The 12,180-nt window shown below is 55.6% G+C and carries 7 protein-coding genes and 2 pseudogenes; 2 read left to right on the top strand and 7 right to left on the bottom strand.

The features are described 5' to 3' along the window. Positions 1-321: 321 nt before the first annotated feature. Positions 322-1,053 carry a hypothetical protein gene (locus ABLN94_RS24165; RefSeq protein WP_352997210.1) on the top strand — a complete coding sequence of 244 codons (732 nt, stop codon included), beginning with the start codon at positions 322-324 and terminating at the stop codon, positions 1,051-1,053. A gap of 35 nt (positions 1,054-1,088) precedes the next feature. Here ABLN94_RS24165 and ABLN94_RS24160 read toward each other — a convergent pair. From ABLN94_RS24160 to ABLN94_RS24130, 7 genes and pseudogenes are all read right to left on the bottom strand, one after another. Further along, positions 1,089-1,799: pseudogene (locus ABLN94_RS24160) on the bottom strand (IS6 family transposase). Positions 1,800-1,848: 49 nt separating this feature from the next. Continuing rightward, positions 1,849-2,076 (bottom strand): annotated as a pseudogene (locus tag ABLN94_RS24155) (DDE-type integrase/transposase/recombinase); the annotation flags it as partial. Positions 2,077-2,113: 37 nt separating this feature from the next. After that, positions 2,114-2,722 carry a hypothetical protein gene (locus ABLN94_RS24150; protein WP_352997208.1) on the bottom strand — a complete coding sequence of 203 codons (609 nt, stop codon included), beginning with the start codon at positions 2,720-2,722 and terminating at the stop codon, positions 2,114-2,116. 104 nt (positions 2,723-2,826) lie between these two features. Further along, on the bottom strand, positions 2,827-3,504 hold the full coding sequence (locus tag ABLN94_RS24145; RefSeq protein WP_352997206.1) for a hypothetical protein: 678 nt from the start codon (positions 3,502-3,504) through the stop codon (positions 2,827-2,829). A gap of 8 nt (positions 3,505-3,512) precedes the next feature. Then, positions 3,513-6,434: an autotransporter outer membrane beta-barrel domain-containing protein gene (locus tag ABLN94_RS24140; RefSeq protein ID WP_352997204.1), complete on the bottom strand. Its 2,922-nt coding sequence runs from the start codon at positions 6,432-6,434 to the stop codon at positions 3,513-3,515. Positions 6,435-6,810: 376 nt separating this feature from the next. Next, the gene (locus tag ABLN94_RS24135) at positions 6,811-10,575 is read right to left on the bottom strand and encodes an autotransporter outer membrane beta-barrel domain-containing protein (protein ID WP_352997202.1); all 3,765 of its coding nucleotides are present in this window, start codon (positions 10,573-10,575) and stop codon (positions 6,811-6,813) included. Positions 10,576-10,612: 37 nt separating this feature from the next. Beyond that, positions 10,613-11,734, bottom strand: a complete 1,122-nt coding sequence (locus ABLN94_RS24130; protein ID WP_352997200.1) for a TIGR03032 family protein — start codon at positions 11,732-11,734, stop codon at positions 10,613-10,615. 254 nt (positions 11,735-11,988) lie between these two features. Here ABLN94_RS24130 and ABLN94_RS24125 point away from each other — a divergent pair. After that, on the top strand, positions 11,989-12,180 hold a 192-nt coding region (locus ABLN94_RS24125; RefSeq protein WP_352997198.1), incomplete at its 3' end, for a hypothetical protein.

Below are 12,180 nucleotides of genomic sequence, written 5' to 3'. Positions count from 1 at the left end.
CTTTGCTCTGAGCTTCCCAACTGTGCAGCGCACGAGTGGGCGGGCGCAGGACATTATGGGTTTGTGGATCGCGAATGGTGGATCGAATTTGTCGGCGCGGTTGCCAGTCTGACATAGCAATTTAACGATACTCACCAACCAATTGCGCGGTCCCCAGTGGGCCGTCTGCGTTCCACAAAAGCTGTAATATCGGAACGCTTTTCAGACAGGTGCTGCAGCGCAACAATGCAGAGATTGCAAAAAATGATTAGAGACGCCGCTGAAGGAAGCGAACATGGCCGGGGGGTTAACACAAATGCACCGGGCATAGGCGACATTCGGATGAATGATCTAAAACAATCTGTCTCGGTCACCATAGGCCAAAGATGGTTGGAGGAAGCCGGACCTTGGGCAGACGAAGAAATCCGGGCATGTCCGCGCCACGATGAAAGAGATTTCACTGTTTGGGAAATAAAGTTCAAGGATTGTGTGATTGATCCGCGAAAGATCGTTGGGACATCACACGCCGGTTACAATCAGGGAATGACTTGGCGCGAACTTCTGGTCTACGGAAAGCAGATGAAAACGAAGCTTGAAGTTCCGGAAACCAAGCCGGAATCCTGTGATGATCCAGAAACTCATGCGACAGATGCTAAGCCATGGAAGTTGGTGGAAATTAACGGTGAGTTTTATACGGATACAGGCAACCACCAGAGCGTTGTCGCAAAGTTTCGAGCACATGAAGAAGGCTGTACCCAACAACGTGTTTGGTCGGTCGATCGAGTGATAGTCTCCGAGATTGCGAAGCGGCAATACCAAGAGCTTCAGAAAGAGTATTTACCTGGTGAATATGATTGGGGCCCGGAACGAGAAAAGATCTATGAGAGTGGTTCAGCCAAACGGTACCGGATTTGCGTTAACTGTTCTTTACACGGCGTGAACAGAAGAATTCATAGACTGCCTCTCGAAGAGGCAGCTGAATATGTGCGCAAAAGGAATCGTGGCAGCCGTGTGGCCTTGAAAATTGCGCCGCGGTTGTGGAACCGATTGCTTGGTGACGTGTTGTCACGTTAACACCCCGTCCACAAGGAAGTGCTGATGCTCAGATTTCAAGCTGATTGGGTGGCGACATTCCAGGCGTCAATGGCCTCAAGCCGGTGATATTTGATTGTTAAGGCAGAGCAGCGACGAGCGGGGACGCTGAAGCAATTGCGGATGGCCGAGTGGGTCGCCACGAACCTCTGCGACCCTCATGGAGAGCGGTAGCCTTGCATCGTCCTTTCCCGCTTTCGGAAGGGGAGATGACTGTTTTCAGCTCGATTATTGAGGCCCTTGTGCGACCAATGATCCAAACCCGGTGCGACCTCACGCTTGGCGGCACCACACGAGCGCAGTTTGTCCGTGAAGAGCCGCTTAGGAATAAAACCAAGACGTTCTATCAGGCGGCGCAACAGCCGTTTTGCCGCCCGTTTGTCCCGTTTAGACTGGAGGATTTCGTCCAGCACGAGGCCATGCTGATCGACCGCACACCAGAGCCAAAACTTGCGACCAGCGATTTTGACAGCAACTTCATCGAGGTGCCATACATCACCTGGGCGTTTCTGGCTCTGTCGCAGGTTTCGAGCGACAAGCGGGCCAAACTTGGTGACCCAACGTCTGACAGTTTCGTAAGACGTGTCGATCCCGCGTTGAAGAAGCATCTCTTCAACTCCACGCAAGCTCAGATTGAAGCGAACGTAAAGCCAAACCGCATCGGCGATGATCTGAGGAGGAAACCGATGACGCTTGTAGCTGATAGATGATGTCTTCCTCGATGTCATACGTCCAAATACGGGCATGAGCAACCGAACGACAGTTAAACTGACAACACCCTTTGCGGATCATATTGACCAGTTCGATACCAGCCTGGGCTGATGCAGCTGAAGCGAAAGACTTCAAACCCAACATGGGCCTGATCCGACGTTTGATGAAACGATGGTCTTGTTCAATGATATTGTTGAGATACTTCCGCCTCACCATCTTGATTGGTACTGGGCAGCCAGAGCATTTCAGCATCTCGTTTATAGCTCTGATCCCAGCAGTGTTGGCCCCGCTTTTTGGGGGAATGAGATGTGCAGGAACGCCAAGAGCCATGTCAAACCCTCCCACCAGAGCGCGCAGGTTGCCGTTTGGGCGCAATTGTCCAAAGCTCAGCCCAACGATGAGAGATAAACTGGCTCCACCAGATTGACGGGTCTTTGCTGGCAGCAATACTCAGCAATCGGAGTTCACTGACAGCATTCGGATCGTCGCACCGTCCGTCGAGCGTGTAGGGGCCAAACATATGTTCTCGACGTGGGCCAAACGCCGACATGCGCGTAATAACGAGCCATGTTTCTCCGGTATTAAGTCTGAGAGCGCGTGCGAATTTCGGCTTTCTTGGAGAACACAGCCCATGGGGCCCGCGTTCCCGCATCGGTACAATGGCGCTGTGAAGCAGAGTCTCGCACTGGTGGCATTTGCCACTCAGGATTTCGAACATGAGCTTTTCGCCGTGCCGTTGCCGGTTGTATGCCGGAAACAACCCGCGATCATAGATCTTGCTCTGTTCAATGCGATGCTTCTCGCAGGTAATCCAGGGCTTTGCGCCGGTTTCAAAGCGCAATTCACCTTCAGGTGTCACCCAACCGAGCCTGACGGCGCAGGACGGGCAGTTGAAATTGTAGTCGCGTTCCAGTGAAGAGATTTCGATTGCCGCAGTCATTGAATGCCTCCTAAATTTGGGTCAGTTATGCTTACTTAATTAAAATAACGCCGATTATGAGGTGATCGCCCACACCGCTAAAAATTGGCGTGAGCGATCAGTACTCAGCTTGAGAAAGTCATCTCGCCGGAATGGGTAATGCCCTGGCCCTTGTAAGCGTGAATGGGAATGCCCGAGGCCCGGGCCCGCTTGCAGAAGCTGTAATCTTCGGACAGGCGGCCTCCGTTGTCGTCAATCAGACAGTCGTAGAAGCCATGTGACGCATAATCCTGCCCCGGCAGGTTGGAGACTTTTTTCGTGACATTGCCTGAAGCCAAAATCCGTTCCAAAACAGTCTTTCTCAGCACAAAGAAACCAGTGCCAACGCGCTCCACCGGAGAGATTCCGTCGGGCAAGCCAGCACCGTCAATCAGTGGTGCCGCATGAAGCTGTGCGTCCCGGTCCGACATGCCGTTGCGAATGTTCTGCGCAAACATTTCAAGGTCAAGTTGCCGGGGCGGAATGCAAACCCCGACATAGTCGAGGTTTGCTTTGATCATTCCAAGAGCCACATCGGGCGAGACACCGATATCGTCATCAATACCGATCATCCAGTCACAGTCCGACGCCACAAACTGAGTCGCCAAACGGTTCCTGGCTTCAACAACATCGGCCCCGGCCACCATCGTTGTGCTACAGCTATGACCCTGGGTTGCGAGCGCGCCAACGATGGTTTGCATCGTCAGGGCGGTTTTGAAATGAACGAGACCGCGCCGAGTGGGACAGCCAATTAAATACTTCATCTCTCACCTCACCACAGAATGCGCAAACCAGCGGTTGCACCGACGCCGTAGTTGTCGCTCGTCTCGATGGACTGGCGGTAAGAGACTTCGCCGTACAACGCGCTTCCGTTGAGCCAATCCAGAGTGCCGCCCAAGCCGATTTCAGCCCAATTCCTGTCACCGCGAGAAGACAGCTCCGCACCGGAAACGGTGACGTTGGATGCGCTGGAAAAGTCATGCAGCACGTTGCCAATGGCGTAGAAGCTGCCAGTTCTGTTGTCCGTTACGGATTTCCCAATGCGGTACTCCACGCCCAGCCTGCCGATCTGGCGATCATTCGATCCAAGGTCAACGCTCAGATCCTGGCTGTCGATGAAGCTGCCACCACTCATGCGGGCATAGACAAGCTGTGCCTGCGGAACGATTGAGTGTCCGTTTGCAAGCTCGATTTCGTGACCAGCTTCCACGCTCATCGAAAAGACACGGGTGCTTTCACTGTTCGCCAGTTCTCCGGAGACAGAGGACGAATAGTCTGCGCTGACCCAATTGAGTTGCGATTGCAGGTCTACATAGGTTCCGCGCTGGCCGTACCATGTGGCCGTGGCACCCACGCCGTAACCATCGGCTGAGACAGAACCGCTGTCCGAGCGTGACGAGAGGTTCGAATTGACCTGTGTTGCCTGAGCCGTCAGACCCAACACCCACTGGCCTGCGCCATTCGACGGAAGGCCGAAATCCGCACCGACCTGAAAGCTCGCCCGGTTGGTGTCCAAGCCGGTGCCACTTTCCAGAGTATTGTCGGAGGTCTCGCCGTCAATCCGCATCCAGACAGTGCGGGCCGGTCCATCGCCATCGGCATCCACGGCAATCTGACGCTGGCCGATCCGTTCCTGAAGGGTCGGAAGGTCACCGAACCCGCTGAGCAAGGCAAAGGACGCCCCTTCGTAGACTGCCCCGTTGATGTTCAGAACAGGGTTGCCACCTTCGTCTGTGGTTCCAACCAAGACTACATCACCGCCGATGACTTCAAGGTCATATTCGAATGCCCCTGCCATCACCGTACTGTCCGTCACGAAATCACCGTCGCTGACAGAGCCGTCCACTTCCACAAGCGTAACGTTGCCGCCTGTGGCCGCACCGCTTGACACGTCTTTCACCGAAATGGTTGTGCTGGGGCCGGTGACATCCCCGGCAATTGCCAGCGTGTCGGCCTGATTGGTGGCAAAATCAACGTCGAATCGTAACGCGCCGCCACCGGTATAGTTGCCTGCGACACTGAACCGGTCGCCCGCGAAACCATCGACCAAAGAGATGCGGCCCTGATTGCTTAGAGAGTCGGACACGCTAAAGCGCCCAACCCCATTGCCGGTGCCCAGAAAGGCACCGCTGGTGTCAACATTCAGATTGCCGGTCAGAGCCAGATTGGAGCCTGCGTTGACGCGGCCATTATTGGTGATTGTTAATCCGTTATCACCGTTTCCACCAACTGTCAGAGATTCGCCCGCGACCGTGACCGCGCCTCCGTCAATGACGATGTTTTCCCAGTTCAGGAGGTTGCTTTCCTGAACCGTTACATTGAGACCCGAGAGCGTCAGCGTATCGGTAAATCCGTCTGCGGCTGAGACATCATCACCGCCATCAAAAACCTGGCTGCCATCGTACCCCTCAGCAGAGATGTTCAGGCTGTCCGATCCATCCCCGCCATTGAAAGCGGTCAGTGAACCTCCGGACCATGTAACAACATCATCTCCTGCTTGAAGGTAGGCGGATACGCTGACGGTTCCGCCAGTGATATTCAGGATCTCAGACCTGGAACTGGCGCTGAACCCGGTCACCGTCCCGCCAGTCATGGTCACGTTGCTTCCGATCAGTTGCAGGTCGTCACTGGTTATGGAAACACCAGAAAGAATACTGTTACTGACGACCAGAACTTCCGAATTGAGTGTGCCGCCAGTCGCTCCGCCCTTTACTCTGTTTAGAATAACCGTATCGGTGCCGGCACCGCCATCAACCGTTTCGCTGCCCGCAAACGCGGTGGATTCGATTGAAATGAAGTCGTTACCATCTTCTCCCAAAATACTGGTGGCAACCGAAGCTGCTCCGGAAATGACAATTTGATCGTCACCAAACCCACCCGCGACTGAGCCGACATTGGCATCATCCCTGATTGTGATGGCATCCGTCTCATCTGAAAGTGAGTTTAAGCCGCCCACTACTCTGCCTGTAACAACCGCTTCGCCTTCAACAACGATAGTGTCACTACCTTCGCCGCCATCGAAATTACCACCAACCGCCGAGCTACCCGAAAGGGTCAAAACATCATCGCCGCCCTCCCCGAAAAACCCACCTGCAATGGAACCACTGATATCAATATCAATGATATCATCACCGTCGACGGGGCCAGTGCCTCCTCCTCTGACATCTCCCCCAATGTCTACATTGCCCCGGATGGTGATTGTGTCGGAGCCTTGATCGCCTAAGACCCCGCTCGTAATCGATCCATTGATGTTGATATCGATGACATCATCGCCATCCGTGTTGCCAATACCCTGACCTCTTACGTAGCCATCTACAATCAGGTCACCCAAGACCGTAATTATGTCCGATCCTTGATCGCCCAATATGCCGGTTACGGTGAGATCGGGAGTATCCGCTAAAGTCGCATCGACAGTGATGGAGTCGTCGCCCTCAAGACCGCGAATGATATTCCCGTCGGGCGGAGGCGAAGAAACATCGCAGATGATGGTATCATTACCCGAAGTACCAACAGGTCCAGGGCTACATGCCGCTGACTGCCCTGCAGATAGAGTGAGGGCTCCGGCGGCAATCAGTGCTAGCATCGAGACGGATGCAGAAATTCGCTTGTTTGCGCCCAGTGGTCCGCAGTGAGTCTTGCCTCCAGTGGTAACAGCGCGTCCGTTAGGGGCGCTGGAGTTAGATGGTTTTTTCAATGGAATGGCCTTTCTTCAGCTTGCGTAATGCCCATTTGTCAACTTTGGGCGTTTCCGACCCTGGTGATTGTTGGCGCAATCATCGGCGCAATCTGTGCAGTGCCTTCAACTGCACAATGGTTTTGATTTGCCGCCAACATCATTGGCCTCCTGCAACAGAAGCAACAGCCGGTGGACGGGCGGCCTGGACGACACATTGTTCCAGTCCAGCAATCTCACTATTCCCGGCAACACATTTCGCTACCTCCAGTCGCCACTCAGTCGAGAGGCGCTTTGGGTGTGGGCCACCAAGAGTTTGTTCGCGAGTGGCGGCATGGTGGCCCACAATGAGACGGTGCGAGGGGGCGTGCGCCGTCTTTATCTCGTGGAAGATGGTTCAGAACCGGAATTCGAAACCCAGTTGGCCAGCAACACCATAATCGTCAGAGCTGCTGCCAAATCCGCTCTGGGCGGACAATTCCCCAAACAATGTAGTGTTTGCCGAGATGCCCATGTGACCGCCAAGTGTCAGCTCAAGGTTGTTCCTGCCGCGCTCGGTCAGAACTGTGTCGTTGCCAAATGACACCGAGGTTTCATCGTCAAACGCATGGTAGTAGTCGAACTGACCAAAGAAGACACCGGTGCCGAACTCTCGCTCGGCCCGCAGACCTATGCGCGCACTCAGCGTGTCACCGTCAGACACCGTTCCGGCCGTACCGGTTGAAACATCGTTGAGATCGTCGGAATCGACATTGCTGTAGAGAAGTTGCGCCTGGGGAATAAGGTTCAGCCCATTATTAAGGGCGAAAACCTTGCCAACTTCGATGGAGGCGGCATAGCCATCCCCATCCGTATCGGACTCCTGGCCACCAGCGGCTCTGGTCGTGCTGTCGAAGATCGCATAGCGCACCTGGCCATCCAGATAGAGTTGGCTATCAGCCAGCCACAACGCACTCAGCGTCACATCATAGGCGTCGGTGTCGATCGTGCCGTCCGCCAATGATGTTTCGCTGTTTGTCGATAGTGTAGTTGCCCCGAACTCGAACCCACCGATCAGAGAACCGTTGCCGATCTCGGCAAATGGCAGGCTGGCACCGACACGCAGGCCGCCGCTGGTCGTTTCATTGGTACGATCACCAGAAGTATAGCGGTCGCGCCCGCCCTCAGCGTTCAGCCAGACCAATGGTTGATTTGTAGTGCTGAGTTCGCTCAGGGATCGGCTGACGGTATTGGCGTCTTCTGCGCCTGTTCTGCCGGTCAGGCGGCGCAACGCCCCACCCAAGGCAATCTGGTCACTGAACTGTTGAACTCCTGCCGCAAGGAACGCACGGTTCGGGTTCTGGTCCACCCCACCATCCGCGTTAAAGGGGGAAAGAATGAATTGTCCCGTAGCAGCGTCGTAATTCAAAACATAGGCAACAGATCCGTCGTTGATTGCGTCCTGACCACTTTTGGTCACGAAATCAGCGTTCACCAGACGGAAGTCGTTGGCAGTGCTGTTGCCGTTGACGGTTGCGAGGGTAAAGTTCTGAAGCTTGCCTCCTCCGTTACCAGATTTCGCGACCTGCAGCCCCTGCTGCGCCCCCGCGCTGTTGCCTGTCACAATCAACTGGTCGTTGGTTCCGGCGGTGAAATCGACGTCGAGTTCCGCAGAACCGGACCCCGATAGATTGCCACCAATGGTCAGGCGATCACCACTGCGCCCATCCGCCAGGCTGATAAGGCCATCGTTGATGACGTCACCACCAACACTGACCGCACCCGATCCGCCAAACCCGGCCCGGAAACGGCTGGTCGCGTCGATCCGCAGGTTGCTGTTCAGAGACAGGTTTGCCTCCCCTGCTGCGATGGTCGATCCGTTGTTTGCCGCGAGAGAAATAATACTTGATCCTGAACTGTCCAAAGTCAGGACACTGCCATTATCTGCCGTCAGGTTTTCCCAATTGGTGAACAGAGCGCCATCGAAATTGCCATTGAAGGCCGAAAAGGTCAGGGCATCTTGTGTGCCATCACCGCCGTCGAACAGGGTTGCCGCGCTGATATCTGCACCCCCTTCAATCGTCAGCGCGTCGGTACCGTCACTCAGCAGCACCTCACCGGCAATCGCTGATCCCGACCGCAGAATGACATGGCTACTGCCGCCATCGCCGTCGACAATCGCCTCGCCAGACAAGGAGAAGACCGACGCACCGCTTTCAAGAGTGATCACGCTCGACCCGCTGGGCGTCTGGGTCAGAATCCCGGCATTGGTGCCCGCCGTAACAGCGCCGGACACAGTAATCGACGTCAGGCCCGAACCAGAGTTTCGGGCGTGGATGCCATAGCGGGTACCGCCGACATTTGCGGCCTCAATCGTCAATGCGCCACTGCCTTGGTTGCGCGCGTATATCCCTTTTACGCCCGCTATAATCGTACCGGTGGAGGTGACGGAAAGATCGGTACCATTTTCGTTCAGTGCGGTCACACCATTGCCATTGGAGCCAGTGACATCAGACGTCGAAATCGTCAGAGCACCGCTGCCTCGGTTAACGGCTACAAGTCCGGCCGTGCCGGTGACTGTCCCCGAAGCGGTGATCGACAGGTCTGTTCCTGAGGAGCCATTATAAAGGAGCATTCCCTCCTGGGTCACTCCTGTGACGTTGTTGACGGAAACCGTCAGTGCGCCAGTGCCCTCGTTTAGTGCGTATATCCCTTTTGCGCCCGCGTAAATCGTGCCGGTGGAGGTGACCGAAAGGTTCGTGCCATAGTTCGCCAGATTCAGCCCGTTTTGGCCGCTTGATATCACATCCGCGACAGAAACGGTCATAGCACCGGTGCCGGTGTTTAATGCGGAAATCCCTCGCCCGCTACTTGTCACCCGCCCGCTTGTCGTGATCGAAAGATCGGTGCCCCTGTTGCCGGCGAGGATACCCGAATTGTTGGTTGTTCCGGTGACGTTGGCCGCAGAGATCACCAACGCTCCTCCGCCGTCATTGCGGGCAATAATGCCGCTCCCATCAGTTGTACTGATCGCGTCTTCGACGTCGATAGTCATACCTTCAGTTCCGCGACTGGTTGCGAATATCGCATTAGTTGCACCCGTCACGGTACCCGATGCCGTGATTGACAAGCTGGTGCCGGAACCCTGGTTTGACGCGGCAATCCCAAAGCTGTTGGCACCCGTGACGTCCGCAACTGTGATCGTCAGGGCCCCCGTGCCGCCGTCGTTGGCGTTAATACCAATGGAGTCGCCCTGAACCGGTCCGGTCGCAGCAATGGTCAGATCGGTACCTCTGTTTTGCGCGGAAATTCCTTCCGCGCCCTGGCCAACCACCTCTTCAGCAGTGATCGTCAATGCGCCGCTGCCGTTGTTTGTGGCTGCAATTCCCCGATCTCCACCGATGACCCGGTCAGTTGCAGTGATGGAAAGATCGGTACCGGAATTAGCCGCCGAAATGCCGTCACCTGTTGCACCGGAGACACCTGCGGCCGAGATTGTCGTCGCACCGCTACCGGTGTTTAGCGCAAATATGCCAGACCGGCCCCCTGAAACGATCCCGGAGGTTGTGATTGAAAGGTCCGTGCCACGGTCGTTCCTGGCATAAATCCCATCATCCGCTGCACCGCTGACATTCGCCGCAGTAATCGAGATGCTCCCCTCCGACAGCTCACTGTATTTTCGGGCGTATATCCCGTTACGCGCTCCGCTGAGCGTGCCGGTCGTAGTCACCGTCACATCACCGCCGCCATAAACAGCAGCTCGAAGTGCGTCATTGGAATTCGAAATGATTGTTGACTCATTATTGTCGGTGAAGGTCACGCCCAAATTGCTGAACAGAAAAATGGCGTTTGCGGAATCGACCGGCTCAATGCCAAATCCAGGAAGCGTTTCTACAGATATGGGCGCGCCGTTGATGATTGTCACACTGGTGTCGTTGATCGGATCAGCAGGCCCGGAACACAAGTAAATGCCGGGGACCTCTAGGCTACAGCTACCCGCATACGCAGAGCCTGCAGTCAGTAATGTGGTCGCGCCAAGTGCCGCCACAGAAACGCCCGAAAGTATGCGTCCCAAAGCCGGGGCGTAACTTGCCACTTGACCCTTATACTTTGTCATCCGGCCGCCACGCAGACGGATTGCTCGATAGAGCGGCACGTTCGTGCTCTGATCTGTTTTACTCATTATGTCCGTACCAATTTTGATTTTCTTGTTGGGTTTTCTATGTTTGCTTCGGCAGGGTGATCAGCGTTGCGGCCTCAGAGGTGCCGGGCGCAACTGCCATCGGGCAGAGATGACCCGGCAGAAGCTCAAGGTCGTAGAGCTCGGCCACATCGCCATCTATCCGTAGCCAGTCCACACAAGCCCTGGTCTCAAGATCTATTACCTGGAGTCCGCACCATGGCGCGCTGTCGGCCTCGGTCAGACGGGCATCAAGCTCCAGCCCCTCGAACCGCTTGTAACGGGGCCTGGACAGGCCGACGAAGGCGTAACGGCCATGCACGGCCAGACCACGGGCAAAACCGGGACAAAAAACATGCGGCTCAAAACGACCCTTGCCGTTCTGGTCGAACTCCACTGTGCCCAACTCGCCACGCCCGGAATTCAGCAGCCATAACCGTCCGTCATGCCATCGCGGCGAATGCGGCATCGACAGGTTGTCGCAAACGATGTCTCCCGTCTCGACGTCAATAACGATGCCCCCATCCGCGCGCCGGTCGCGCCAGCCGTCGATCGTGTCCGACCGGCTGACAGCTGTGACATATCGGGGGCGCCCATCCTTCATCGCCAACCCGTTCAGGTGGCATCGATCCTCATCCACCAGCGACGATATGAACGGGGGGCGCCAGACTTCTCGAAAGCTGTGGCGCGGGTCCGGTGTTGCGAGGCAATTATATCGCGTATTGACGAAGATCGCTTTGCCTGCGGCATCGATGCCAAGGTCATGCAGATCCAGCTGCCCGGTAAACTCGCTCTGACGCGGCATGAAGGCGGCGTCGAACAGATTGTTCACGCGCTCCTGAGGCTCCAGCACGTTCTGCAGGTGCAGGATTTGATCGTCTGCTGCCAGCGACAATCCATGCGCCCCATGACGGTGAATGCCCATCGGTCGGGGGAAAGCCATCTGATGGATGTTGATCCCACCGCCCGGCTTGACGCCGACCATATAAAGGAACCCCGACTGGTAGGAGGAAAAGGCGATGGACAGCCCAATCCCCGCAAGACGGTCAGCCAGACCCGGCGAGACCGAATAGTCAACTTTGGGTGTCGTCGGAGAAGAATCTGCTTTGTTGTTTTCAGCAGCTGCGTCAGACTGAAATTGTTCGCAGAGAACGTCGCTCATCGCGTGTCCTCCGGCAGAGACCAAGCCACCACAGCAAGGTTGTGTGAACCAGTGTTGCCGCTTCTTATGCGACTGAAAGATGACTTGCTGCGCCGCATCCCGAACCCCTCATGTACCGGATCAGCGTCCGAACCAGTAAATCCATTGCCGTAGAACCGATTGGGTTTCGAGCGGGCATTTGCTGAGCTGGACGCAGCGATACCATTTATGAACGGATTGAATCTCGCGCTGCGCTGGATACCGGGTACAGGTGAATGCAGGTCGAAAGATCGGGAAAACTCAGCCCTGACCGACACAGTGATTACGTAGAATTAAGCCTAAAGATTCGACGAGAACGCCACCTCGCAGGACGGCAGCCGCTCTCATTCAAATTCAATGCGGTTCGGTCTTTTTTGAATCATCCGGCGGTCGCTTTGGAGACGCAACTGGCAAAGGCAAAAGACTGG

The sequence above is a fragment of the Ruegeria sp. SCP11 genome, assembly GCF_040329455.1.
GTDB lineage: Bacteria > Pseudomonadota > Alphaproteobacteria > Rhodobacterales > Rhodobacteraceae > Ruegeria > Ruegeria atlantica_E.
This window is presented reverse-complemented; position numbering and strand designations above follow the sequence as displayed.

Coding starts and splice junctions, on each gene's coding strand:
- ABLN94_RS24165 (WP_352997210.1), top strand. CDS start 322: ATGAATGATCTAAAACAATCTGTCTCGGTCACCATAGGCCAAAGATGG.
- ABLN94_RS24150 (WP_352997208.1), bottom strand. CDS start 2,722: ATGACTGCGGCAATCGAAATCTCTTCACTGGAACGCGACTACAATTTC.
- ABLN94_RS24145 (WP_352997206.1), bottom strand. CDS start 3,504: ATGAAGTATTTAATTGGCTGTCCCACTCGGCGCGGTCTCGTTCATTTC.
- ABLN94_RS24135 (WP_352997202.1), bottom strand. CDS start 10,575: ATGAGTAAAACAGATCAGAGCACGAACGTGCCGCTCTATCGAGCAATC.
- ABLN94_RS24130 (WP_352997200.1), bottom strand. CDS start 11,734: ATGAGCGACGTTCTCTGCGAACAATTTCAGTCTGACGCAGCTGCTGAA.